This is a genomic window from Buchananella sp. 14KM1171, from assembly GCF_041380365.1.
In the GTDB taxonomy this organism is placed as follows: Bacteria; Actinomycetota; Actinomycetes; order Actinomycetales; family Actinomycetaceae; genus Buchananella; species Buchananella felis.
In genome coordinates, this window is record NZ_CP159981.1 from 1,961,155 (window position 1) to 1,984,815 (window position 23,661).

At 68.2% G+C, this 23,661-nt stretch carries 24 protein-coding genes; 18 read left to right on the top strand and 6 right to left on the bottom strand.

The annotated features are described in order from the left end of the window. Positions 1-34 precede the first annotated feature (34 nt). From ABYF38_RS07540 to ABYF38_RS07565, 6 genes are all read right to left on the bottom strand, one after another. Positions 35-1,126, bottom strand: a complete 1,092-nt coding sequence (locus tag ABYF38_RS07540; RefSeq protein ID WP_371151772.1) for an FtsX-like permease family protein — start codon at positions 1,124-1,126, stop codon at positions 35-37. Then, entirely contained in the window at positions 1,123-1,863 is a 741-nt protein-coding gene (locus ABYF38_RS07545; RefSeq protein ID WP_371151773.1) for an ABC transporter ATP-binding protein, read from the bottom strand. The genes ABYF38_RS07540 and ABYF38_RS07545 overlap by 4 nt, the downstream gene beginning before the upstream one ends. Then, on the bottom strand, positions 1,860-3,032 hold the full coding sequence (locus tag ABYF38_RS07550) for a peptidoglycan-binding domain-containing protein (protein WP_371151774.1): 1,173 nt from the start codon (positions 3,030-3,032) through the stop codon (positions 1,860-1,862). The genes ABYF38_RS07545 and ABYF38_RS07550 overlap by 4 nt, the downstream gene beginning before the upstream one ends. 35 nt (positions 3,033-3,067) lie before the next feature. Then, positions 3,068-3,778, bottom strand: a complete 711-nt coding sequence (locus ABYF38_RS07555) for a hypothetical protein (RefSeq protein WP_371151775.1) — start codon at positions 3,776-3,778, stop codon at positions 3,068-3,070. 133 nt (positions 3,779-3,911) lie between these two features. Further along, positions 3,912-4,571: a hypothetical protein gene (locus ABYF38_RS07560; RefSeq protein ID WP_371151776.1), complete on the bottom strand. Its 660-nt coding sequence runs from the start codon at positions 4,569-4,571 to the stop codon at positions 3,912-3,914. 83 nt (positions 4,572-4,654) lie between these two features. Next, the gene (locus tag ABYF38_RS07565; protein ID WP_371151777.1) at positions 4,655-5,068 is read right to left on the bottom strand and encodes a hypothetical protein; all 414 of its coding nucleotides are present in this window, start codon (positions 5,066-5,068) and stop codon (positions 4,655-4,657) included. An 850-nt stretch (positions 5,069-5,918) separates the two neighbouring features. Between ABYF38_RS07565 and ABYF38_RS07570 the strand changes: the two genes are divergently transcribed. The 18 genes from ABYF38_RS07570 to ABYF38_RS07655 all read left to right on the top strand — a co-directional run bounded on the left by ABYF38_RS07570 (position 5,919) and on the right by ABYF38_RS07655 (position 23,527). After that, positions 5,919-7,202 carry a homoserine dehydrogenase gene (locus ABYF38_RS07570; RefSeq protein ID WP_371151778.1) on the top strand — a complete coding sequence of 428 codons (1,284 nt, stop codon included), beginning with the start codon at positions 5,919-5,921 and terminating at the stop codon, positions 7,200-7,202. Further along, entirely contained in the window at positions 7,202-8,281 is a 1,080-nt protein-coding gene (thrC, locus tag ABYF38_RS07575; protein WP_371151779.1) for a threonine synthase, read from the top strand. Before ABYF38_RS07570 ends, thrC begins: the two co-directional genes overlap by 1 nt. A 96-nt stretch (positions 8,282-8,377) precedes the next feature. Continuing rightward, entirely contained in the window at positions 8,378-9,301 is a 924-nt protein-coding gene (gene thrB, locus ABYF38_RS07580) for a homoserine kinase (RefSeq protein WP_371151780.1), read from the top strand. A 150-nt stretch (positions 9,302-9,451) separates the two neighbouring features. Further along, the gene (gene rho, locus ABYF38_RS07585; RefSeq protein WP_371151781.1) at positions 9,452-11,437 is read left to right on the top strand and encodes a transcription termination factor Rho; all 1,986 of its coding nucleotides are present in this window, start codon (positions 9,452-9,454) and stop codon (positions 11,435-11,437) included. A gap of 186 nt (positions 11,438-11,623) precedes the next feature. Beyond that, a complete protein-coding gene (gene rpmE / locus ABYF38_RS07590) occupies positions 11,624-11,836 on the top strand; it encodes a 50S ribosomal protein L31 (protein WP_371151782.1) in 213 nt (70 codons plus the stop codon). Between the two features lie 131 nt (positions 11,837-11,967). Continuing rightward, positions 11,968-13,050 carry a peptide chain release factor 1 gene (prfA, locus tag ABYF38_RS07595; RefSeq protein ID WP_371151783.1) on the top strand — a complete coding sequence of 361 codons (1,083 nt, stop codon included), beginning with the start codon at positions 11,968-11,970 and terminating at the stop codon, positions 13,048-13,050. Continuing rightward, a complete protein-coding gene (gene prmC, locus ABYF38_RS07600) occupies positions 13,047-14,711 on the top strand; it encodes a peptide chain release factor N(5)-glutamine methyltransferase (RefSeq protein WP_371151784.1) in 1,665 nt (554 codons plus the stop codon). Before prfA ends, prmC begins: the two co-directional genes overlap by 4 nt. Beyond that, positions 14,708-15,838 carry an MraY family glycosyltransferase gene (locus ABYF38_RS07605; RefSeq protein WP_371151785.1) on the top strand — a complete coding sequence of 377 codons (1,131 nt, stop codon included), beginning with the start codon at positions 14,708-14,710 and terminating at the stop codon, positions 15,836-15,838. Before prmC ends, ABYF38_RS07605 begins: the two co-directional genes overlap by 4 nt. After that, a complete protein-coding gene (locus ABYF38_RS07610; RefSeq protein WP_371151786.1) occupies positions 15,835-16,335 on the top strand; it encodes a hypothetical protein in 501 nt (166 codons plus the stop codon). Before ABYF38_RS07605 ends, ABYF38_RS07610 begins: the two co-directional genes overlap by 4 nt. Before the next feature lie 58 nt (positions 16,336-16,393). Next, positions 16,394-17,227, top strand: coding sequence for a F0F1 ATP synthase subunit A (gene atpB / locus ABYF38_RS07615; protein WP_371151787.1), 834 nt, complete (start codon positions 16,394-16,396; stop codon positions 17,225-17,227). A gap of 25 nt (positions 17,228-17,252) precedes the next feature. After that, positions 17,253-17,471 carry an ATP synthase F0 subunit C gene (gene atpE / locus ABYF38_RS07620; RefSeq protein ID WP_371151788.1) on the top strand — a complete coding sequence of 73 codons (219 nt, stop codon included), beginning with the start codon at positions 17,253-17,255 and terminating at the stop codon, positions 17,469-17,471. Continuing rightward, positions 17,471-18,019 (top strand): F0F1 ATP synthase subunit B, encoded by a 549-nt coding sequence (locus ABYF38_RS07625; RefSeq protein ID WP_371151789.1) that lies wholly within the window; start codon positions 17,471-17,473, stop codon positions 18,017-18,019. Before atpE ends, ABYF38_RS07625 begins: the two co-directional genes overlap by 1 nt. After that, a complete protein-coding gene (atpH, locus tag ABYF38_RS07630) occupies positions 18,019-18,846 on the top strand; it encodes an ATP synthase F1 subunit delta (protein WP_371151790.1) in 828 nt (275 codons plus the stop codon). Before ABYF38_RS07625 ends, atpH begins: the two co-directional genes overlap by 1 nt. A gap of 30 nt (positions 18,847-18,876) precedes the next feature. Next, positions 18,877-20,505, top strand: coding sequence for a F0F1 ATP synthase subunit alpha (gene atpA / locus ABYF38_RS07635; RefSeq protein WP_371151791.1), 1,629 nt, complete (start codon positions 18,877-18,879; stop codon positions 20,503-20,505). Positions 20,506-20,507: 2 nt separating this feature from the next. Continuing rightward, the gene (locus tag ABYF38_RS07640; protein ID WP_371151792.1) at positions 20,508-21,419 is read left to right on the top strand and encodes a F0F1 ATP synthase subunit gamma; all 912 of its coding nucleotides are present in this window, start codon (positions 20,508-20,510) and stop codon (positions 21,417-21,419) included. Positions 21,420-21,446: 27 nt separating this feature from the next. Continuing rightward, complete coding sequence (atpD, locus tag ABYF38_RS07645) at positions 21,447-22,883, top strand: F0F1 ATP synthase subunit beta (RefSeq protein ID WP_371151793.1); 1,437 nt, start codon at positions 21,447-21,449, stop codon at positions 22,881-22,883. 5 nt (positions 22,884-22,888) lie between these two features. Next, a complete protein-coding gene (locus tag ABYF38_RS07650) occupies positions 22,889-23,146 on the top strand; it encodes a F0F1 ATP synthase subunit epsilon (RefSeq protein ID WP_371151794.1) in 258 nt (85 codons plus the stop codon). A gap of 3 nt (positions 23,147-23,149) precedes the next feature. After that, on the top strand, positions 23,150-23,527 hold the full coding sequence (locus ABYF38_RS07655) for a hypothetical protein (RefSeq protein WP_371151795.1): 378 nt from the start codon (positions 23,150-23,152) through the stop codon (positions 23,525-23,527). Positions 23,528-23,661 lie beyond the last annotated feature (134 nt).

Genomic DNA, 23,661 nt, shown 5'->3' on the forward strand with positions numbered 1-23,661 from the left:
CTACCTGGGGAAGGCAAAGGAGCTAGGGCAGCCATCAAGCGGTGCGCATAACAAGGACTGGGTCGCGGAAGGCAGCAAAAGCCGCTGGCGGCAGGGCTGCCAGGAACGTTGAGATCACGCTTAGCACTAGCACTGCAGCGGCGAAGTCCAATGGCGCTCCAGCTACAAGAACGCCCACTCCTGCGCCGACGGCTGCCCCAAAGAAGGCAGGAAAGAAAGCCCGGAGCGCTACCAAGAGGATCAGATGTCCCCGGGGGATTCCCAAGGTCCTGCGCCTACCTAGGTCCCTGCGGCGGACCAGCACGTCGGCAAACACCACCACTGCGGTAAGCGCCGCGCCAACTGCGGCGATAAGTAGCACCAGCTGGCGGCCGTAACCTGCCACCTGGCTCGTGATCTGCTGAGTGGACTGGGTAGCCACGGCAGGCGGGGAGACGTCCATGCTGCCGGGCGGGCCGGGGGTGAGCTCCAGTGAGGCCTGGTAGAGAGCAGAGGCACGGGCGGACTCGGCTGGGATCAGGTGGATTTGGCGGAGCAGAACCTCTGAATCGGGAGCGGAGGCGGGCAGGCTGACCACTTGCGTAGCTAATGCGCCAAATGGGGTTTGGGGCTCAAACCTTCCGACTATCGCCCACTGTGAACCATCGGGTGAGACCACGCCGCCGGCGGGATGTTCCAGGCGTAACACCTCCTGTGAGGAGGCGGAGACTAGCGCCTCGTTTGCTCCCGGCAGCGGCCACCGTCCCTCGGTTAGTCGAACGGCGTCCGGGGCGTCACCGTAGAGCTCCACCAGCGCGACCTTGCCGGAGTCGGGCCCCAGAGCCGGGTTGTAAACGTCCACGGGGAAGCTGATCCCGACGGCGGTTGCTACCCCGTCTATGTCACTGGACAAGTTCAAGGCCGGGACGGTGAGCCGGGCCTCGTCAGTCAATGCCGTGATCACCGTGGTGCGCGCGGCGGGGCTTTGCAAATGCGCGGCCAAGTCTTCCTCCAGGCGCGCCTGCCTACCCACGGTGATGAGACTCGTTGAGGTCATCAGCGCAGCCACGACGGCGATCAGCAGCGAGGGCACCAGGGAGGACCGGGCGGCGGCTAGGGCTTCGGTCAGCAGGGAGCGTAGTTTCATAGAGCCAATACCTGGTCGGAGCGCTCGATCACAAACGGGTCGTGGGTGGCGACTATAACTGTGCGTCCCTCGCTCGCGGCCGCCGCCAGGGCGTCGAGAACGAGCGTTGAATTGCGTGGGTCCAGGTTGCCGGTGGGTTCGTCGGCCAGGACAAAGTCGGGTGAGTTGATGAGGGCCCGGCACACGGCAACTCGTTGGGCTTGACCACCAGAAGTCTGCCCGGGCTTGTGGTGGGACCGCTCCGATAGTCCGAACTGTGCCAATAGCTCCAGCGCCCGGCTCTCCAGGCTGGCCCTGTCCGCACCGCCGTACAACCCGGGCTCCATCACTGAATCGAGAATCGTGCGAGTCGGGTCCAATTCTGAGTCCTGGAAGACGAAACCGAGCCGCTGGGCCCGCAGCAGAGAACGACGGCGGTCGGGCAGGTGAGAGACGGGCTCGCCGTCAATCTCCACTCTTCCGCTCGTGGGTGTCAGCAGGAGGCCAAGTACGTACAGGAGCGTCGACTTTCCCCGGCCGGATTCCCCGGTCACTGCGGTCACCTGGCCGGGAGAAAAGGTGTAGCTCAGCCCGTCGTAGAGCTCCTCGCCGCCCTTGCGGTAAGAAAATCGCAGGTCCTTAACGCCGATGGTGGCGTGGGCGGCGTCGTCCATCATTGGGGCTTTCGCTGCGGTGACGGGCAAGGGGCCGCCGTTAGCGAGTGCGAGCCGGGGCGAGTCAACTGGGGTGGCGCTCAATTCCCCTCCCCGGTGGTCGGCGCACCATCAGCAGGCGAGGCGGGTGGCGAAGTTTCCTCTGTTTCTTCCCCCGGAGCGGAGGGGGCCTGCACTCCAGCGGGGGCAAGGTTAGGGGAGGGCGCAAATACTCGCACGCGGGTGCCCACCTCGATGCCGTCCACGACCGCGACCCCCTCGGCGACCGCCTCGACACGCACGGGGATGTGGGTGCCGTCCTCGGCCACCACGTTCACCTCTCCGGTCGGTTGCGTCAACAATGCCGAGACAGGAACGGCCGGGCCGGTGCGCGGGGGCACCAGCTCGATACTGGTGAGGAGGTAAACCTTTTGGTCGGTGCCAAGCTCAGCGCACTTCTCCCCGCAAAGCAGGCCGCCAGTGGGGGACGAAACCGGCACCTTGATGCCCTGTTCGGAGACCTGGTGCTGACCGGTCACGCCCTCGAAATCGCCGTTGTCGGTGTGGACCACCACGGGCGTGCCGGTGGGAACCAAGCCTGCCTGTCCCTGCGTTATCTCCATGAAGAAATCTGGGGTGCCCGTGGCCGTCTGTAGCAGCTTTTCACCCCCAGAGAGCTTGGCGCCGTGCCAGAGCAGAGAGCGGTCGGGAGATAGCGTCACCGGGGAGAAGGGGATGGCCACGAGTGTCCCGGCGGCGATGACCCCAGTTTGCTCCTGCCCGGTGTCCTTTTGCCACTGCTTCACGGCGCGGGTAGTGGCCGGTCCCCAGCTGCCGTCCGGCACTAGGTCAGCGCCCGTGGAGGCCAGGAACTCTTGTAGTTGCTTCACGTCCTCTCCCTTGGCGTCTGCCCCCATATCCCGGAAGAACGGCACCGTCCCCAGGACCGCCCGAGCCTGCTGCGCCCCCACGGTGTAGAGCAGGGAACCGGAGGTGACGGCGGCCAGATCCCCCACCTGCGTGACGACCCCTACGAGCTCGTTGACGGCGAGAGGCTGGATTGAGCGCTCCATGGTGGTGGTGAGCGTCAAAGTTCGCCCGACTGTTTGCTCCGAGACTGCGGTCACCAACAGCTCCGGTGCTTCCTGCGCCGTGGACTGGGCGGGGCGAAGCGTCACCCTGCCCGCCCAAAAGCCGCCTGCGGCACAAACCGCAGCAAGAAGCAGCACGAACACTGCGGTGGTAAGGGAACGGCGCGGGCGCGTGACAGTCATGGGCTACTCGCTAACAACTCGGGGGTAAGGGATGCTTATTGTCCGTAGAGGTGCTTGCTTGGCGGGTGATCCGGGCAGAACTTCGATAATTCCTGGTAGTCCGAAAATTCCATCAGCAGCATCAAATTATCGGGTGGTAACCAGCTTTCCGGATCGGTTATGAATACCGAATAATAGTTCGCCACGAAATATTGGCGAGTGGGGCTGGGTTGAATCGGCGGCGCCCCGTGAGCGTTGGCGCAGGGGAGGAAGTATCCGGTCCAGTAGTCCCAAAGCAGCCCAAGCTGCTCCTGGTTCAAGGGGCGCAGGTACTCTGGGTCAATCGGGTATTCGGCGGTGACCTCAACGGTGACGCTGTCCAGTAGCGGTTCTAGCGGCTCATCGATGCCGTCGGGGAAGGAAACCCCGCCGTCGCCTGCCTCGGCCGTGATGCCCACTTCGGCGAGCCTCTTCGCCATGATCTCACCGAACTCGGCGGGAGTCACCCACCGCACCGCCGGCCTTGGTGTGGCGTTGGTGGGGTTAGCGATGCGGGCGAGCTGCTTCTCCCGCGACTCCTCCCGCTCCTGAGCCGTAGAGGGCTGGCGCTGAACAGGGTGGGGCGGCACCCAGGCTGCAGCGTCCCACTCCTCTGCCAGTGAAGAGGCGGGCGTTTGGGCCGCAGGAGTCGACGCGCAGCCAGACAAAAGAGCTGCGGTGGTTACCGCGCAGATGAGCGCCCGGGGCAAGACTCGGCTCAGAGTCATGGCGTGCCCAAGTGGAGCATGCGTGCGCAAGGCACCTGCCTGGAGACGCGGAAAATGCGCTGTTCGCTCCTAGTCGTTGAACAGTAATCCTCCCGCCCCAAAGCGGTGCGTGGCATTGTTAATCTCATGGCGCCTACTCTCCGTAAAAATACTTTGGTGCCGGGAATGGTGGGCAGATTCGAGATATTTTCGATCGTGTTTCAGGGGCGAGTGACTGGCCTGCGTGAATGGGCCACCAGCGTTCGCTGTTGGGTAGGAGGAAGGTTGAAATAAAGGTCTCGCGAGAAACGGGCGACTGCTCTAGTGTGATTCCCTGGGCGTTCATGCAGGGAATGTAGTATTCGCTCCAGTAATCCCAAAGCATTCCTAGTTGCTCTTCTGTAAAGTCTGTCGTGTAGATTGGGTCGATCGGGTATTGGCTGTACAGGTCATAGTTGATCTGGTTTAATAATTCTTGTTGGGACTCTGGTATGCCGGGGATGTAGCTAAGTCCACCGGTTTCGTCTACAATTGCCTTAATTCCATACTTATTCAGTTCGTTCGCTTTTATTTCGGCAAACTCGATAGCGTTCACCCAGCGCACGACGGAAAGATCCTTTGGTGTGGCTCCCAATTGGACGTATTTGTCAAGCTGAGCCTGTCGGTTGCGTAATCGCTCCGCCTCGGTGTAGTGGGGGCGTTTAAATGTGGAGTGCGGCTTCCAGCTCTCTGGGTTCCATTCACTGCTTTTGGTGGATGGAGGTGCTTGCAGGGAAGTTGGCTCACTGGAGCTGCAGCCAGACAGGAGAGTCACCGCAGCGATTACGCCCGTGAGGGTTGCTGTTCGAAGTCGAGCGAGACTGCGAGACGGTCTCATTAGCGGTGGAATCACAGCAGCTACTCTCCGTAGAAGTACTTCGCTGCAGGGAAGGTTGGGCAAATCTGAGCCATTCTTGCCTGTGTTTCTAGGGGAAGTGACTGAGTTGTTACGATAGGCCACCAGTTATCCGCCCCTGGTAGGTAATACGCCGAAACGAAGCTTTCGCGGGAGACTGGCGAGGGCTCTGTTTGAAATCCGTGTGCATTCATGCAGGGTACATAATACTCTGTCCAGTAATCCCATAGCATTCCAAGCTGTTCTCTGGAGTAGTCGGAGGTGTAGACGGGGTCGACCGGATATCTGCTATAAGTATCGTAGTGGACCTGGCCGAGGAGCTTTTCCTGGGACTCGGGGACGCCGGGGACAAAGTGGATTTGACCATTTTCGTCGGCGACCGCTCCAATTCCATGTCGCTCCAGTTCGGAGACCATTAATTCGGCAAATTCTATATGCGTGACCCATCGTACGATGGGTATGTCCTTAGCTTCGGCGCCTTGTCGAATGTACTGATCTAACCAGTATTGTCGAGATTCGAGTTTTTGCTGCTCTGTGTATTGCGGTCGTTTGAATGTGGAGTGCGGCTTCCAGCTCTCCGGATCCCACTGGCTGGCCGGGCTGGCTGGGGGATTGGCTGTGGAGGGTTCTTCTGCGGCGCTGCAGCCGGAAAGGATAGTGGCTAAGATAAGTGCGCACCCTGTCAGGGTGTGTTTAAAGCGCATATGCCCTCCCCGTTTGCTACTGGGTGAAGAGATTGCCGCGAGGTAGTCCGCTTTCCTGGTTGCCGGCATTGCTAAGTTACGCTGCCCCCCCGGCAAGATCAAGAGTGAGAGAGACGCGTATCACATGCTGGATGTTTGTTGAAGGGGCTTTCTCCGCAACCCGCACAATTCGCCGGGTGCCCTACAAGCGTGCCCCCTCATCGCTCCGGCGCTCTTGTTATTGACACCTTCATCGACGCGACGAACCTTTTTCGTGCGGAGCTAACCGCCAACAGGTTCCGTGTTCGCACGCCGGTCAAGATCGTGGCGGCGGGTGCGTTGACCGCGTCGGCGGAGGTTGCCTGCGCACACACCGGCCAGGAGGACAGCGTCGTACCCAACAACGTCGCCGCATACGCAGCGCGTTCTCACCTTGTGGCGGCGCATCGGCGCCTCTTGAGCGGGTCGGTCTTGCAGACGCGTGGGCGAGAGGAAGGGCAGTGCGTTTTTGGTCCGTGGGCGCTGCCTACTCAAAGCGAAGCGCGCCCATATACTCACGGCAGTAGCTACGTCAGGAGAGTTCGTGAGCAAAGAAGTAACGATCGCAGTGCTTGGCTGCGGCACCGTCGGCACCCAGGTGGTGCGGCTGCTGCAGGAGCGCGGCAGTGACCTGGCCGCCCGGGCGGGCGCCCCGCTGCGAGTCAACGCCATCGCGGTGCGCAACCTGGAAACCAAACGGGAGGACTTCATTGACCGCGCGCTGCTGACCACGGACGCCCACGCCGCCGCCACCGGCGCCGACGTGGTGGTGGAGCTGATCGGCGGGATCGAGCCCGCACGCACACTGGTGCTGGCGGCCCTGGAGTCCGGCGCCACCGTGGTGACCGGCAACAAGGCGCTGCTGGCCGCCCACGGCCCCGAACTCTACGAGGCCGCCGCCCGCACCGGCTCCGACCTCTACTACGAGGCCGCCGTGGCCGGCGCCGTGCCCGTGGTATACGCGATCCGCGAGTCCCTGGCCGGTGACCGCATCTCCAAGATCCTCGGCATCGTCAACGGCACCACCAACTACATCCTGGACGAGATGACCACCAAGGGACTGTCCTTTGAGGACGCCCTGGCCGCCGCCCAGGAGCTCGGCTACGCGGAGGCCGACCCGACTGCGGACGTGGACGGGCACGACGCCGCCGCCAAGGCCGCCATTCTCTCCTCCCTGGCCTTCCACACCCGCGTGAGCGGGGCCGACGTTCCCGTGCAGGGCATCCGCTCCGTTACCGCCGCCGACATCGCCCAGGCGAAGGCCGACGGCTACGTGATCAAGCTGCTGGCCGCCGCCGAGCGCGTGGGCGACCACTACGACGTGCGCGTGGAGCCGCGCCTGGTGCCCGTGGGCCACCCGCTGGCCAGCGTGGACGGCGCCTTCAACGCCGTCGTGATCGAGGCGGAGGCCGCCGGCCGGCTCATGTTCTACGGGCGCGGCGCGGGCGGCGCCCCCACCGCCTCTGCGGTGCTGGGCGACGTGGTGGCGGCCGCCTCCCACAAGGTGCACGGCGGCAACGCCCCGGCGGAGCTGGCCTACGCGGAGCTGACCAAGCTCCCGGTCGCCCAGGTGCGGGCCGCCGTGGCCATCAGCCTGGAGCTGGCGGACAAGCCCGGTCAGCTGGCAGCGGTGGCCGCGAAGTTCGCGGACCACGGCATCTCTATCGAGCGCGTGCAGCAGCGCGCAGCGGAGGACTCCAGCGAGTTCACCACCCTGAACATCACCACTCACGCCGCCCCGCGCCAGGCGCTGGACGCCGCGCTCGCCGACCTGGCGGGTGTGGTGGAGCGCGTGAAGTCCGTCCTGACAGTGGAAGGGAGCAACTGATGGCACACCAATGGCGAGGTCTGATCGAGGAATACCGCGACCGCCTGCCGATTGAGCAGGACGACCCGGTGGTGACCCTGCTGGAGGGAGGCACCCCGCTGGTGTACGCCCCCTCCCTGTCCGCCACCGTGGGCGCCGAGGTCTACATCAAGGTGGAGGGCGCCAACCCGACCGGCTCCTTCAAGGACCGCGGCATGACCATGGCCATGTCCAAGGTGGCCGCCACGGACACCAAGATGGTGGTGTGTGCCTCCACGGGCAACACCTCCGCCTCCGCCGCCGCCTACGCGGTGCGCGCGGGCCTGGGCTGCGCCGTCATCCTGCCCACCGGCAAGATCGCAGCCGGCAAGCTGGCGCAGGCGATTGTGCACGGCGCCCAGCTGGTGGCCGTTGACGGCAACTTTGACGACTGCCTTCGCATTGCCCGCGCCCTTGCCGATGAATACCCGGTGGCGTTGGTCAACTCCGTCAACCCCTACCGCCTGCAAGGCCAGAAGACTGCGGCCTTTGAGATTGTGGACGCGCTGGGTGACGCCCCGGACATCCACGTGCTGCCCGTCGGCAACGCCGGCAACATCTCCGCCTACTGGATGGGCTACCGCGAGTACGCGGGCCTGGATGCGGGCGCGCAGCACGAGGCCCGCGCCACCAAGACCCCGAAGATGTGGGGCATCCAGGCCGCCGGTTCCGCCCCGTTCGTGGCGGGCCACCCGATTGAGGCACCAGAGACCATCGCGACCGCGATCCGCATCGGCAACCCCGCCTCCTGGGACCTGGCCGTGGCGGCGCGCGACACCTCCGGCGGCTTCATCAAGGCCGTCACTGACGAGGAGATCCTGGCGGCGCAGGCGCTGCTAGCCGCTGAAGTTGGCGTCTTTGTGGAGCCCGCTTCTGCGGCCTCCGTGGCGGGTCTGCTGGCCGCCCACGAGCGTGGTGAGGTGCCTGCCGGCGCCAAGATCGTTTGCACCGTGACCGGAAACGGGTTGAAAGACACGGCCACGGCGCTCGGCAACCGCGAGATCGACCCGACCGTGATCGCCCCGACCGTGGAGGCGGCCGCCCAGGTGCTGGGCCTGTAACGCGAGCCAAGCGAGCGGCGGCACCGGCGCAGAACCGGGCGGCCGCTGCCGCTTGACAAACTTCTAGGCATCTTGCGTCCGCGCAAAGGAGAGTCCATGTCCATCAAACGCGCCACCGCCACCGTGGAGGTCCCCGCCACCAGCGCCAACCTGGGGCCAGGGTTTGACTCCCTGGGCCTGGCCCTGGGGGTGTGTGACCGCGTCAGCGTGCGCGCCACCGTGGGCGCCACGCGGGTGGAGGTGCGCGGCCAGGGCGAGGGCACCGTGGGCGCGGGCGAGGACAACCTGGTCATCAAGGCGATCCGGGTGGGCCTGGACGCGGCCGGCGCCCCGCAGGGCGGCCTGGAGCTGGTGTGCCACAACCGCATCCCGCACGGGCGTGGCATGGGCTCCTCCTCCGCTGCGGTGGTGGCCGGTCTGATGCTGGCCCGGGCGCTGACCACAGCGCCGGACCTGCCGGGCTACGACCCGGCGACGCAGGGGCCGTTGACGGACGCGGCCCTGCTGGAGCTGGCCACCGAGTTTGAGGGTCACCCGGACAACGCCGCCCCGGCCATCTACGGCGGGGCGACCGTCAGCTGGGTGGACGCCAACGGGCGGGGGCGCTGCGCTTCTTTGCCCGTGCGCGCCGACCTGCCGCTGACGGTGCTGGTGCCGGGCACCCGCCTGGCCACGGCCAAGGCCCGCTCCGTCCTGCCGGATCAGGTGTCCCACGCGGATGCGGCGTTCAACGTGGCCCGCGCCGCCCTGCTCACCGCGGGCCTGTGCGGGGTGGAGGTGGACTGGATGGAGGCCACCGCCGACCGCCTGCACCAGGACGCCCGCGCGGCCTCCATGCCGGGCACGGTGGGGGCGGTGCGTGCGCTGCGCCGTCGGGGCCTGCCGGCCGTGGTTTCCGGGGCTGGGCCGTCGGTGCTGGTCTTCCAGGAACTGGACCCGGCCACCCGCGCCGAGTTGGAACGCGATTGGGAGGTGCTCACCCCCGGCATCGACATGCAGGGCGCCCGGATCGTGGCCTGAGGCGGCGAGGGCCGCGTTTCTGTTAGGGTAGGGATTGTGCGCCGGGCCGCTGGCCGCGCGCCTCGCCAGCAAGGCTGGCATTCCTAGCCCGTAGTGGCTTTCTCTTCATTGATTTTCCGTGCGTTTTCCGGCACGAAGAAGGACACATCCGTGAGCGAAGCAATCACGACTCAGCCCTCCCTTGACAAGATGCGGCTGCCGGAGTTGAAGGACCTGGCCAAGCAGCTGGGGCTTACCGGCGTTAGCGCCAAGCGCAAGCCGGAATTGATCGAGGCCATCTCCGCCGCCCGCTCCGGTGGGGGCCGCGCCGCCCGCCCCGAGCAGGGGGAGGGGCGCCCGGCCTCTGACCGCGCCGCCCGCGCCCTGTCCGTCTCTCGCAGCGCAGCGGAGGGCCGCGCCTCCCGCACCGAGCGCAGCGAGGCGGACCGCGAGCAGGAGCGCCAGGCTTATTCCCGCCGCAGTGAGGGTGGGGACGGCGTTGCCGCCGGTCGCTCCGAGCGTCGTGGCGAGCGGGTGGACGACGTTGCCGCCGGCCGCTCCGAGCGTCGCGGCGAGCGCGGTGAGAATCGCGAGCGGGCCGAGAGCAACGGTGAGGGCCGGGAGCGCCGCGAGGGCCGGGACCGTTTTGATCGGTCCGAGCAGGGTGAGCGGCGCGGACGGCGCGGCCGCCGGGGCCTGAGCACCGGGGCGGTGGACGCGGCCGGTGCGGGCGCCGCCGATCTGGACGTGAAGGGTGAGTTCGCGCGCAATCGCGGCGAGGACGGTCAGCGTGGCGAGCTGCCGGCGCAGACCCAGGCCGCGCTGGACGCGGTGGGGGAGGCCGCCGGTGAGCGCCGCCAGCGCCGCGAGGACCGCCGCGACGAACGGCGAGAGAACTGGGACGACGAGCGCGGTGGGCGCCGCCGGCGCGGCCGCGACCGCAACAAGCGGCGCGGGCGCGGCGGGGAGGAAGCCGAGCCGGAGATCACCGAGGACGATGTGCTGGTGCCGATCGCCGGCATCCTGGACGTGCACGACAACCACGCCTTCGTGCGCACCTCCGGCTACCTGCCCGGCCCGCGCGACGTGTACGTCTCCCTCAGCCAGGTCCGCAAGTACGGTCTGCGCCCGGGCGACGCCGTGCAGGGCGCCATCCGCGCTCCGCGAGAGGGGGAGGCCCAGCAGCACCACTCCGGTCGCGGCGTGAACAAGGCCAACCCGCTGGTGCGCCTGGACCGCGTCAACTCGATGACGGTGGAGGAGGCCAAGGCGCGCCCCGAGTTCGCCAAGCTGGTCCCGCTCTACCCGAACGAGCAGCTGCGCCTGGAGACCACCCCCAAGGCCCTCACGCCCCGCGTGATCGACCTGGTGGCGCCCATCGGTAAGGGCCAGCGCGGCCTGATCGTCTCCCCGCCCAAGGCCGGTAAGACGATCGTGCTGCAGCAGATCGCCAACGCCATCGCCGTGAACAACCCGGAGGTCCACCTGATGGTGGTGCTGGTGGACGAGCGCCCCGAAGAGGTCACCGACATGGAGCGCACGGTCAAGGGCGAGGTCATTGCCTCCACCTTCGACCGCCCGGCCTCCGACCACACGCAGGTGGCGGAGCTGGCCATCGAGCGCGCCAAGCGCCTGGTGGAGCTGGGGCAGGACGTGGTGGTGTTGCTGGACTCCATCACCCGCCTGGGCCGCGCCTACAACCTGGCCGCCCCCGCCTCCGGGCGCATCCTGTCCGGTGGTGTGGACGCCTCTGCGCTCTACCCGCCCAAGCGCTTCTTCGGTGCCGCCCGCAACGTGGAAAACGGCGGCTCCCTCACGATCCTGGCCACCGCCCTGGTGGAGACCGGCTCCAAGATGGACGAGGTCATCTTCGAGGAGTTCAAGGGCACCGGAAACATGGAGCTGCGCCTGTCCCGCCAGCTGGCCGACCGCCGCGTGTTCCCGGCCGTGGACGTCAACGCCTCCGGCACGCGCCGCGAGGAGATCCTGGTTCGTTCCGAGGAGCTGAAGATCCTGTGGAAGCTGCGCCGAGTCCTGGCCGGACTGGAGTTGCAGCAGGCCACCGAACTGGTGTTGTCCAAGCTGCGTGAGACGCAGTCCAACACCGAGTTCCTGCTCACCGTCTCTAAGACCACCCCGGCAGCGGAAAACGACTGACACCCAAATCGCTCTGGTGGGGGGCGGGGCGCTCGCGCCGCCGCCCCCAACCCAGGCCCGTGGGTGAGCGCCACCACGGCGCCAGAGGTGGCGCTCACCGCCCCCGGGCTGGAAGAATGACCCCTTGGCTCCGGTTCACCGTGGCGGTCCAACCATGGACCCGGACCTAAACCTCAAGGAGAAACCATGAAGCAGGGTATTCACCCGGAGTACGTCACCACCGTCGTGACGTGCACCTGCGGCAACACCTTCACCACTCGCTCGACCTCCACGTCGGGCGAACTGCGCGCCGACGTCTGCTCCGCGTGCCACCCGTTCTACACCGGCAAGCAGAAGATTCTGGACACCGGTGGTCGTGTGGCTCGCTTCGAGGCTCGTTACGGCAAGCGTCAGAAGTAGCACTTCACGAGCGCCGGGCTGCCCACGTGGCACCCGGCGCTCGTTGTATTTTCCCGCCCCGCGCGCGCAGCACGGGAGGGGAGCGGCGGGCGGCAGCGTCGTCCACAAAACGTAGCTAGAGGAGAACACCGGTGAGCGAGATCGCGGCAGCACAGCTGGCGGAGTATGCGCAGATCGAGGCGGCGCTGGCCGACCCGGCAGTCCACGAGGACCAGGCCAAGGCCCGCACCCTGGGCCGGCGCTACGCGGAGCTGGGGCGCGTGGTGAGCGCCTACCGGGACTGGGAGCAGGCCGTCAGCGACCTGGAGGCCGCCCGCGAGCTGGCCGCAGAGGACCCCGACTTCGCTGCGGAGGTGCCCGCCCTGGAGGAGGCCGCGGCCGCCGCAGAGGAGCACCTGCACGACGTGCTAGCCCCCCGCGACCCCGACGACGCCCGCGACGTCATCCTGGAGGTCAAGGCCGGGGAGGGCGGAGAGGAATCCGCCCTGTTCGCCGGCGACCTGGTGCGCATGTACACCCGCTACGCCGAGGCCAAGGGCTGGGCTGTGGCGGTGCTGGGCTCCACCGACTCCGACCTGGGCGGCTACAAGGACATCACCCTGGCCATCCGCGCGCGCGGCAACGTGGCCCCCGAGGACGGGGTGTGGGCCCACCTGAAGTTCGAGGGCGGCGTGCACCGCGTCCAGCGCGTCCCCGTCACCGAGTCCCAGGGCCGCATCCACACCTCCGCCGCCGGCGTGCTGGTGCTGCCGGAGGCGGAGGAGAGCGACGAGGAGATCCAGCTGGACCCCAACGAGCTGCGCATCGACGTCTACCGTTCCTCCGGCCCGGGCGGGCAGTCGGTCAACACCACGGACTCCGCCGTGCGCATCACCCACCTGCCCACCGGGATCGTGGTCTCCATGCAGAACGAGAAGAGCCAGCTGCAGAACAAGGAGGCGGCCATGCGCGTGCTGCGCGCCCGCCTGCGCGACGCGAAGAAGGCCGAGGAGGAGGCCGCCGCCTCTGCCGCCCGCCGCTCCCAGGTGCGCACCGTGGACCGTTCCGAGCGCATCCGCACCTACAACTTCCCCGAAAACCGCATCGCCGACCACCGCACCGGCTTCAAGGCCTACAACCTGGACGCCGTGCTGGGCGGGGAACTGCACGCCGTCATCCAGTCCTGCATCGACATGGAGCGCGCCGAGCGCCTAGCCGAGGCCTCCGGGCAGTGAGCCTGCCCCAAGGGACGCGCCCGCAGGAGGAGATGAGCCCACGCGAGGCGATGGCCGCCGTGACCGGAGCGCTCACGCGGGCCGGGGTGCCCAGCCCGGCCGCCGACGCGCGCTGGCTGGCCCAGCACGTGCTGGGCGGCCCGCCCGTGCTCGCCACCGCCCCGCTCAGTGCCGACCAGGCAGTGCAGCTGGCGCGCCTGACCGAGCGGCGCGCCCAGCGCGAGCCCCTGCAGCACCTGTTGGGACAGATGCCCTTTCGGCACCTGACCCTGGCCAGCGCCCCGGGGACCTTCGTGGCCCGGCCGGAGACCGAGCAGGTGGCCCAGGCAGCCATCGACGCCGCCCGCGCCGCCGCGCGGGAGGCCACGGCCGCCGGCCGCCCGGCCGCCCCCACGGTGGTGGACCTGTGCACCGGTTCGGGCGCCATCGCCCTGGCGGTGGCCACCGAGGTCCCCGGCTCGCGTGTGTGGGCCCTGGAGCTGGGCCAGGCTCCGCTGGAGCTGGCCGCCCGCAACATCGCCGCGCTCGCCCCTCAGGTGCGGTTGGTGGAGGGAGACGTGCGCGCCCCGATCTGCGGCTCCCCGCTGGGGGAGCTGCGCGGCAGCGTGGACGTGGTGGTCTCCAACCCGCCCTACGTGCCCCCGGCGGCCGTGCCCCGCGACCCCGAGGTGGCCAAGTTCGACCCGGCGCTGGCGCTCTACGGCCAGGGTGCCGACGGGCTGGGCCACTTGGCCGCCGTGCTGCAGCGCGCCCGCGAGCTGCTGCGAGCCGGCGGGCGCGTCTTCATCGAACACGCCGATCACCAGGGACCGGCCGTGGTTAGGATGGCCCTGGAAGCCGGGTTCACCGCCGCCTCCACCCAAGACGACCTCAGCGGCCGCCAGCGCTACCTGGCCGCCACCTGGCCAGGAGAGGCGGACACGATGCAGCTGCTTGAACCCACCGCCGCTGCCCTGGAGCAGGCCGCTGCGGCCGTGCACCAAGGCCACGTGATCGCCCTGCCCACGGACACCGTCTACGGCATCGGCGCGGACCCCTTCAGCCCGGCCGCCGTGGGCCGCCTCCTGGCCGCCAAGGGCCGCGGACGCAACTTCCCGCCCCCGGTGCTGATCGCTGACGCTGCGGCCGCCACCGCCCTGGTGCCCGAGTTCTCCGACGTCGCCACCCGCCTGGCCCATTCCTTCTGGCCCGGCGCCCTCACCCTCATCCTGCCCGCCCGCCCCGAGGTCGAATGGGACCTGGGGGAGACCAACGGCACCGTGGCGCTGCGCGTTCCCGCCGACGCCACCGCCCGCGAACTACTGCGCATCACCGGCCCCCTGGCCGTGACCTCCGCCAACCTGCACGGCCAGGCGCCGGCCACCACCGCGCGCGAGTGCGCCGACCAGCTCGGCGCCAGCCTGGCCCTCATCCTGGACGGCGGGCAACGCTCCACCCAGGGCGCCTCCACCATCCTCGACCTCACGGGCAGCGAGGTGCGCGTGGTGCGCACCGGCGCGCTGGACCCCGCCCGCATCGCCGGCGCGCTCGCCGGCCTGGCCACCGTGGTGGGGGCCGACGGCGGTCACGTCGTCCCCGCCCCGCAACCGGGCGGCGGCCCAGACGCAGCGGCAGACGGCGACGTCGGCCAACCCGGCCAAAGCTCTGGGGGCGGCCGGTGAAGGTCTACCTGCTAGTCGTCCTCGCGGCCGCGTGCGTCACCTACCTGCTCACGCCGGTGGTGCGCGTGCTAGCCAACCGCCTCGGCGTGCTCACCCCGGTGCGCGGCCGCGACGTCCACAAGGTCCCCGTGCCCCGCCTGGGCGGTGTGGCCATGTACCTGGGCCTCGTCGTGGCGCTGCTCATCGCCAAGCAGACCGCCTTCCTGGGCCCCGCCCTGGCCGACCAGCAGTTCTGGGCCGTCGTGGTCTCCGGCGGGATCATGTGCCTGCTCGGCGCCCTGGACGACATGTGGGAACTGGACTGGGCCGTCAAACTCATCGGTCAGATCCTGGCCGCCCTGGTGCTGGTGCGCATGGGCGTGCAGCTGGTCTCGCTGCCGATCGGGGGACTGACGGTGGGATCGTCGGCCCTGTCGGTCTTCCTCACCGTCATCGTGGTGGTGGCCCTGGCCAACGCCGTGAACTTCGTGGACGGCCTAGACGGGCTGGCCGCAGGCATGGTGGGAATCGGAGTATCCGGCTTCTTCATCTACTCCTACGTGCTCTCCCGCCTCAGCGGGGCCGAAACCTACGCCTCCCTGGCCGCCACCCTCAGCGCCGCCCTGGTGGGGGTGTGCCTGGGCTTCCTGCCCCACAACTTCCACCCGGCCCGCATCTTCATGGGGGACTCCGGGGCGCTCACGCTCGGCTTCGTCACCGGCGCGATCATCGTGATCGTCACCGGCCAGGTGGACCCCAACTCGGTCATCCGCGACTCCCTGGCCCCCTCCTGGCTGCCCATCCTGCTGCCCTTTGCGATCATGCTGCTGCCGCTGCTGGACATGGGCATGGCCGTGGTGCGCCGCACCCGCGCCGGCAAGAGCCCATTCCACGCCGACCGCATGCACCTGCACCACCGCCTCCTCAACGCCGGCCACTCCCACCGCCGCGCCGTGCTGACCATGTACCTGTGGTCCGCCATCGTCTCCCTGGGCACCGCCGCCCTCGTGGTGCTGCCCCCCAAGGCCGTTGGTCCCGTGGTGTTCGTGGCCGTGCTGCTCGGCGCGGGCGTGACCTGGCTGTTCCTGCCCGGCATCTCCACCAATGACGACGTTCCCGCCGCCGCCCCGAAGGAGGAAGCAAAGTGAGCCGAACCACCCCCACCAGCCTCGGCGACATCTACGCGCCGCTGCGCAACCGCCTGCTGGTCTTCGCCGCCGCCGTGACCGCCCTGGGCGCGCTGGGAGGCTGGCTGGCCCTGGGGTGGCTGGGAGGCGGGCCGGCCACGGGCGGGCTGGGCACGGGCTGGCTGGGCACGGGCGGGCGCGGCGCGCTCAGTGGCGCCCTGGGTGGGGCGATCACCCTGCTGATCGTGCTGCTGCAGCTGGTGGGCCTGCGCGTGGTGGCCAAGCACCCGCAGCTCGCCCTGGCCGGGCTCCTTGGGGGATTCCTTGCCAAGTCAGTGCTAATGCTTGGTGCAATCGCGTTGGCGCGATTGACGCCGGCCATCAATCCCGTTGTGTTGTTCCTCACCCTGGTGGTCGGCATCCTGGGCTCCACCGCGTTCGAGGTGGGCGCTTTGGCCCGGATTCAGCCCATACTGGACGCCGGGGCGGGGACTTCCGTCCCGCGCGAGGGTCGCTGAACTAACTAAGGGCAGCCAGAAATCGGCTATTGTCTCAGCAGCCAATCAATGACGACGAATGGGGGACCAACTGTTTACCGCAGCCGCGCAGCGCGCCCTCGTTGCTCTCTCGTCCTCGTCCGGTGGCGATGGTTACCAGGGCATCGACTTTGAGCACGAGTTCTTCCCGGAGCCCTTCCTGTTTGTGGGCACCCCGTTCGAGGTCAACCGCCTGGTCCTGGTCCGCATCGTTGCCGCCGTCGCCATCGCGCTGATCTTCGTGGTGGCCGCGCGCCGCGCCAAGCTGGTGCCCAGCCGGGGCCAGTCCATGATCGAGCTGGTCCTGGAGTTCGTCCGCAAGGGAATCGCGGAGGAGATCCTGGGCGCCAAGGCCCGCAAGTACACCCCGGTGCTCACCGTGATCTTCATCGGCGTCTTCGCCATGAACATCACCGGCATCATCCCGGGCCTGAACATCGCCGCCTCCTCGGTGGTGGCAGTGCCGCTCGTCTTCGCCCTGTTCGCCTACGTCGCCTTCATCGCCGCAGGCATCAAGGAGCGCGGCGGGCTGACCTTCTTCCGCGAGCAGCTCTTCATGCCTGGGATCCCGTGGCCCATCTACTTCATCCTGGCGCCCATCGAGCTGCTGTCCACCTTCGTCATCCGCCCCGTCACGCTCACCATGCGTCTGCTGGCAAACATGATGGTGGGCCACCTGATCCTGGTGCTGGCCTTCACCGGCACCCACTACCTCTTCTTCGAGGCCGCCGGGGCCGTGAAGGCGGCGGGAACGCTCACCTTCGGCATCGGCATCGTCTTCCTGCTGTTCGAGACCTTCGTGGCCGCGCTGCAGGCATACATCTTCACGCTACTGACCTCCGTGTACATCAACCTCTCGGTCGAACACCACTGATCGAGCCCACCAAGAAGGAAAGCACATGAACGTCATCGGTAACATCGCAACCATCGGTTACGGTCTGGCCACCGTTGGCCCCGCCCTCGGTATCGGTTGGCTCGTCGCCAAGACCCAGGAGGCCACCGCCCGTCAGCCCGAGGTGGCCGGCGCGCTGCGTGTGAACATGATTCTGGGTGCGGCCTTCGTTGAGGCCCTGGGCCTCATCGGTTTCGCCGCCGGCCTCGTCTTCCCGGCCTCCTGATGCAGACGCTCGCCGCAGGGGCGGGCGGCGGAATGCGGGTTTTGCTGCCGCCCCTCTCAGAGGTCTTCTGGGCGGGACTGGCACTGGCCATCGTCGTCATCGCCCTTTGGAAGTTCGCGCTGCCGAAGCTGACGGCGCTGCTCGACGAGCGCGCCGAGAAGATCGAGAAGGGTCTTGAGCTGTCCGAGCGTGCCGGGGACGAGCTGGAAGCAGCCCGCGCCCAGGCCGCCGCAGAGCTGACCGAGGCGCGCACGCAGGCCGCGGAGATCCGCGCGCAGGCCCGCAGCGACGCCAAGACGATCACCGCCGAGGCGCACGAGAAGGCAGCCGCCCACGCCGAGCAGATGCGCGAGCAGGCCCAGGCGTCCATCGCCGCCTCCCGCGCCGCCGCCGAGCGTGAGCTGCGCAGCGACGTGGGCCGCGTGGCCACGGACCTGGCGGCCCGCATCGTGGGCCAGGAGCTGACTAACCCCGACGTCGCCTCCAAGGTCATCGACAGCTTCCTCGACGAGCTGGAGAAGGCACCGGTGAAGGGGAGCCAGGCCTGATGCGTCCCACCTCCGTAGCTACTCTCAACACCGCGGCCGCCAACTGGCGGGCGCTGCTGGCCGACGTTCCCGCAGACCGCCTAAGCAAGGCCCGCGAGATCTTCGCCGTGGCGGACCTGGTGGCATTCTCTGACCGCTTGGGCCAGGCGCTGACCAACCCGGCCCGCAGCGCGGACGACCGCGCCGAGCTGCTGCGCGACGTGGTTTCCCGCGTCGGGCTGGAAGCCTCCAGCGAGGTCGTGGACCTGTGCTGCGGCGTGGTGCGAGGCAAGCTGGCGGAGAGCGCAGACCTCATCCAGGTGCTGCACAAGCTGGGGCGAATCACCATCCTCTTCGAGGCGCACCTTACCGGTGAGCTGACCCAGCTGGAGCGTGAGCTCGTCTCCGTCCACGAGTTCCTGGGCCAGGAGCCGGCGGTGCGTGCCGCCGTCTCCGGGCGCCACCTGGTGCCCGAGCACAAGCGCGGCGAGGTGCTGGAATCCGTGCTGGGTGGGCACGTGTCCGCAGCGACGCTGACCCTGCTTTCGCAGGCGATCCGCACCTGCGGCTCGCGCCCGGCCCGTTCCGTGGTGCGCGAGCTCATCGAGGACGCCGCCCGCGAGCACTCCAGCCTGGTGGCCATGGTCTCCTCCGTCGTGCCGCTCACCGGCCAGCAGGAGGACCGCCTGGCCGCCGCGCTCCAGCGCATCTACGGCCTGCCCGTCCTGCTGAACATCAACATCCGTCCCGACGTGGTGGGCGGACTGCACATAACCGTGGGCGACGACGTGATCGACGGATCCGTCCTGACCCGTCTGAACTCTGCTCGCGAGGCGCTCGGCGCCTGAGAGCCAAGCCCTGGATATAAGGAAGATCAAATGGCTGAGCTGAAGATCCGCCCCGAAGAGATTCGCGCGGCACTGGACAGCTTCATCAACTCCTACGAGCCCGCCAAGGCGGCCGCGGACGAGGTGGGGCACGTGACGCTTTCCGCCGACGGCATCGCCCAGATTGAGGGCCTGCCCGGCGCCATGGCAAACGAGCTGCTGCGCTTCGAGGACGGCACGCTTGGCCTGGCCATGAACCTGGACGTGCGCGAGATCGGCGCCGTGGTCCTGGGTGACTTCAGCGGCATCGAGGAGGGCCAGGAGGTGCACCGCACCGGCGAGGTTCTCTCCGTGCCGGTTGGCGACGCCTACCTGGGCCGCGTGGTTGACCCGCTCGGCAACCCCATCGACGGCCTGGGCGCCATCGAGTCCGAGGGCCGCCGCGCCCTGGAGCTGCAGGCTCCCGGCGTGATGATGCGCAAGAGCGTCCACGAGCCCCTCCAGACCGGCCTGAAGGCGATCGACTCCATGATCCCGATCGGTCGCGGCCAGCGTCAGCTCATCATCGGTGACCGTCAGACCGGCAAGACCGCCATCGCGATCGACACCATCCTGAACCAGAAGGCCAACTGGGACAGCGGCGACCCGCAGAAGCAGGTGCGCTGCATCTACGTCGCCATCGGCCAGAAGGGCTCCACCATCGCCGCCGTGCGCGGCGCCCTGGAGGAGGCCGGCGCCCTGGAGTACACCACGATCGTGGCCTCCCCGGCGTCCGACCCGGCCGGCTTCAAGTACCTGGCCCCCTACACCGGCTCCGCGATCGGCCAGCACTGGATGTACCAGGGCAAGCACGTCCTGATCATCTTCGACGACCTGTCCAAGCAGGCCGAGGCCTACCGCGCCGTCTCCCTGCTGCTGCGCCGCCCGCCGGGCCGCGAGGCCTACCCGGGTGACGTGTTCTACCTGCACTCCCGCCTGCTGGAGCGCTGCGCCAAGCTGAGCGACGAGCTGGGCGGCGGCTCGATGACCGGCCTGCCGGTCATCGAGACCAAGGCGAACGACGTCTCCGCCTACATCCCCACCAACGTCATCTCCATCACGGACGGCCAGATCTTCCTGCAGTCCGACCTCTTCAACGCCAACCAGCGCCCCGCCGTGGACGTGGGTATCTCCGTCTCCCGAGTCGGTGGCGCCGCCCAGATCAAGGCGATGAAGCAGGTGGCCGGTACGCTCAAGCTGACCCTGGCCCAGTACTTCTCCATGGCGGCCTTCGCCATGTTCGCCTCCGACCTGGACGCGGTCACCCGTCGTCAGCTGGCCCGAGGCGAGCGCCTGATGCAGCTGCTGCGCCAGCCGCAGTACACCCCCTACCCGGTCGAGGAGCAGGTTGCCTCCATCTGGGCCGGCACCAACGGCTACCTCGACAAGATCGAGGTGGAGGACGTGCTGAAGTTCGAGGAGCAGTTCCTGGACCACCTGCGCGCCCACACCGGCGTGCTCAAGGAGATCGCCGCCACCGGCAAGCTGGAAAAGGCCACCGAGGAGGAGCTGCGCGCCGCAGCCGAGCTCTTCGTGGACCAGTTCACCGGCGTCGCGAGCGCCGAGGCAGGGGAGGCCGACGAGGACGGCCCGCAGGCCGAGTACGACACCGAGCAGGTCGTTCGCCGGAAGCAGGCCTGACAATGGGCGGAAAGCAGCGAATCTACAAGCAGCGGATCCGCTCCACCCAGACCCTGAAGAAGGTGTTCCGTGCGATGGAGCTGATCGCGGCCTCGCGTATCGGCAAGGCGCGCAACCGCGCCCAGAGCGCGAGCCCGTACGACGCTGCCCTCACCGAGGCCATCGGCCTGCTCTCCGCGCACGCGGACTTCGACCACCCCCTCACCCAGGACCCGAGCGAGCGTGCCGACAACAAGCGCGTCGCCGTGCTCGTGGTCGCGGCCGACCGCGGCATGGCGGGCTCCTACTCGGCCACCGTGCTGCGCGAGGCCGAGCGCCTGATCGCCTCGCTCGTGGACGAGGGGCGCGAGCCCGTCATCTACGTGGCCGGCCGCCGCGCCGCCGCCTACTTCCGCTTCCGCGGGCGCGAGGTGGAGCGCATCTGGTCCGGCAACAGCGACAGCCCCACCGAAGAGGACATGCACGAGATCGCGCAGGTGCTCTACGAGCGGTTCATCGCCAAGCCCGACGACGGTGGCGTGGCAGAAGTCCACATGGTCTACACGCGCTTCGTCTCCATGGTCTCCCAGGTCCCGCAGGTGCGGCGCATGCTGCCCCTGCAGGTGGTGGACGCCGACTACGACGGCGTGCCCGACGCAGAGCAGCGCACCCCGCTCTACGAATTCGAGCCTTCCGCCAACGAGGTCCTGGACGCGCTGCTGCCCATCTACGTGCGCTCCCGCATCCGCAACGCCCTGCTGCAGTCGGCCGCCTCCGAGCTCGCCGCCCGCCAGCAGGCCATGCACACCGCCACGGACAACGCCGAAGACTTGATCCGTGACTACACCCGACTTGCCAACTCGGCTCGCCAGGCCGAGATTACCCAGGAAATCAGCGAGATCGTGTCGGGGGCAGACGCCCTCGCGGCGAGCTGAGCCACCCCGTACACGAAGGAGAAGAACATGGCTAACGGACGCATTGCCCGAGTCATCGGCCCGGTGGTTGACATCGAGTTCCCGCCCGGGCAGATCCCGGAAATGTACAACGCCCTGACCACCCAGCTGGACCTGAGCAGCCAGGGCGAGGGGGAGGCCGCCGGCCCCGTCGCCCTCACCCTGGAGGTGGCCCAGCACCTGGGCCACAACCTGGTGCGCGCCATCTCGCTGAAGCCCACCGACGGCCTGGTCCGTGGCGCCGAGGTGGTTGACACCGGCGCCCCGATCACCGTCCCGGTTGGCGACGTCACCCGTGGCAAGGTCTTCAACGTCACCGGTGACGTGCTCAACCTGCCCGAGGGCGAGAAGCTCGAGGTCACCGAGCGGTGGTCCATCCACCGCCAGCCCCCGTCGTTCGACCAGCTGGAGTCCAAGACCCAGATGTTCGAGACCGGCATCAAGGTCATCGACCTGCTCACCCCCTACGTGCAGGGTGGCAAGATCGGCCTGTTCGGCGGCGCCGGCGTGGGCAAGACCGTGCTCATCCAGGAGATGATCCAGCGCGTGGCGCAGGACCACGGCGGTGTGTCCGTGTTCGCCGGCGTCGGCGAGCGCACCCGTGAGGGCAACGACCTGATCCACGAGATGGAGGAGGCCGGCGTCTTCGACAAGACCGCGCTGGTCTTTGGCCAGATGGACGAGCCGCCGGGCACGCGTCTGCGCGTGGCCCTGTCCGCCCTGACGATGGCGGAGTACTTCCGCGACGTGAAGGAGCAGGACGTGCTGCTCTTCATCGACAACATCTTCCGCTTCACCCAGGCCGGTTCCGAGGTCTCCACCCTGCTGGGCCGCATGCCCTCCGCCGTGGGCTACCAGCCCAACCTGGCCGACGAGATGGGCCAGCTGCAGGAGCGCATCACCTCCGCCGGCGGCCACTCCATCACGTCGCTGCAGGCCATCTACGTGCCCGCCGACGACTACACCGACCCGGCCCCGGCCACCACCTTCGCGCACCTGGACGCCACCACCGAGCTCTCCCGCGCGATCGCCTCCCGCGGTCTGTACCCGGCAGTGGACCCGCTGGCCTCCACCTCCCGCATCCTGGACCCCCGCTTCGTGGGCCAGACGCACTACGAGGTCGCCACCCGCGTGAAGTCCATCCTGCAGAAGAACAAGGAACTGCAGGACATCATCGCCATCCTCGGTGTGGACGAGCTGAGCGAAGAGGACAAGCTGGCAGTGGCCCGCGCCCGCCGCATCGAGCAGTTCCTCTCCCAGAACACCTACATGGCAGAGAAGTTCACCGGCGTGCCGGGCTCCACCGTGCCGCTGGACGAGACCATCGAGGCCTTCCGCCGCATCGCGGACGGCGAGTACGACCACGTGGCCGAGCAGGCCTTCTTCAACATCGGCGGCATCGAGGACCTCGAGCGCAACTGGAAGAAGCTGCAGGCGGAGGCCTGATCACCGTGGCGCTCAAGGTAAACATCGTGGCCCGCACGCACGACGTGTGGGAAGGCGAAGCGCAGTCTGTGGTGGTGCCCGCTCTCTCTGGAGAGCTGGGCATCCTCCCCGGCCGCCAACCGATCCTGGCCGCCCTGGCCAGCGGCGAGGTGCGCGTGACCGACACCGCCGGTGCCACCCACACCTTCCACGTAGACGGCGGCTTCGCCAACGTCGACCGTGACATCATCACCGTGTTAGCCGACTACGCCAAGCTGGGCTAAGCCATGGAATGGTGGTGGGCGCTAGCAATCGCGATACCGCTGGGAATCCTGGCGGCGCTGGCCCTGCTGCGCAAGGCCGCCCTGCGCGACCGCATCGGCAGCTTCCGCTGCAAGGTCCGCGCCGGTGGCGAAGAGCGCGAGGTGCCCGGCTACCTCGTGTTCGGTTCCACCACCATCTACGTCTACCGCTCCGTGTTCGTGGGCGTGCGGCGCTTTCGCGCCTACACCCGCCACAGCTTCGAGATGAGCGCCGACCCCGCCGGGGACGGCCAGGTGAACGTCCACATGGGCGCCGACGTGCTTCGCGTCTCCGCCGACGTGTACGCCGCCATGGTCGCCTGGGTTGACGCCGCCGGGCCCCGCGAGGAGCCCCTGCTCTAGCCCAAGCCTCCCGGCGCCCGCCCTCGCAGCGAGCCCGGGTCTGAGCGCCGCAGCGAGAAGAGGATTTTGGCCTTCCCGCTGCGGCGCTTCGTTTTGTCTGGACGACGCTGCCGCCGTACCGCCCGGATCGGTGC

Excerpts from the sequence above, each read along its gene's own strand:
- thrC (WP_371151779.1), top strand. The coding sequence starts at position 7,202 with ATGGCACACCAATGGCGAGGTCTGATCGAGGAATACCGCGACCGCCTG.
- atpB (WP_371151787.1), top strand. The coding sequence starts at position 16,394 with ATGGGGGACCAACTGTTTACCGCAGCCGCGCAGCGCGCCCTCGTTGCT.
- atpD (WP_371151793.1), top strand. The coding sequence starts at position 21,447 with ATGGCTAACGGACGCATTGCCCGAGTCATCGGCCCGGTGGTTGACATC.
- atpE (WP_371151788.1), top strand. The coding sequence starts at position 17,253 with ATGAACGTCATCGGTAACATCGCAACCATCGGTTACGGTCTGGCCACC.
- atpA (WP_371151791.1), top strand. The coding sequence starts at position 18,877 with ATGGCTGAGCTGAAGATCCGCCCCGAAGAGATTCGCGCGGCACTGGAC.
- ABYF38_RS07565 (WP_371151777.1), bottom strand. The coding sequence starts at position 5,068 with ATGGTCTCCGAACTGGAGCGACATGGAATTGGAGCGGTCGCCGACGAA.
- ABYF38_RS07640 (WP_371151792.1), top strand. The coding sequence starts at position 20,508 with ATGGGCGGAAAGCAGCGAATCTACAAGCAGCGGATCCGCTCCACCCAG.
- ABYF38_RS07540 (WP_371151772.1), bottom strand. The coding sequence starts at position 1,126 with ATGAAACTACGCTCCCTGCTGACCGAAGCCCTAGCCGCCGCCCGGTCC.
- ABYF38_RS07550 (WP_371151774.1), bottom strand. The coding sequence starts at position 3,032 with ATGACTGTCACGCGCCCGCGCCGTTCCCTTACCACCGCAGTGTTCGTG.
- ABYF38_RS07655 (WP_371151795.1), top strand. The coding sequence starts at position 23,150 with ATGGAATGGTGGTGGGCGCTAGCAATCGCGATACCGCTGGGAATCCTG.
- ABYF38_RS07555 (WP_371151775.1), bottom strand. The coding sequence starts at position 3,778 with ATGACTCTGAGCCGAGTCTTGCCCCGGGCGCTCATCTGCGCGGTAACC.
- atpH (WP_371151790.1), top strand. The coding sequence starts at position 18,019 with ATGCGTCCCACCTCCGTAGCTACTCTCAACACCGCGGCCGCCAACTGG.
- rpmE (WP_371151782.1), top strand. The coding sequence starts at position 11,624 with ATGAAGCAGGGTATTCACCCGGAGTACGTCACCACCGTCGTGACGTGC.
- ABYF38_RS07625 (WP_371151789.1), top strand. The coding sequence starts at position 17,471 with ATGCAGACGCTCGCCGCAGGGGCGGGCGGCGGAATGCGGGTTTTGCTG.
- thrB (WP_371151780.1), top strand. The coding sequence starts at position 8,378 with ATGTCCATCAAACGCGCCACCGCCACCGTGGAGGTCCCCGCCACCAGC.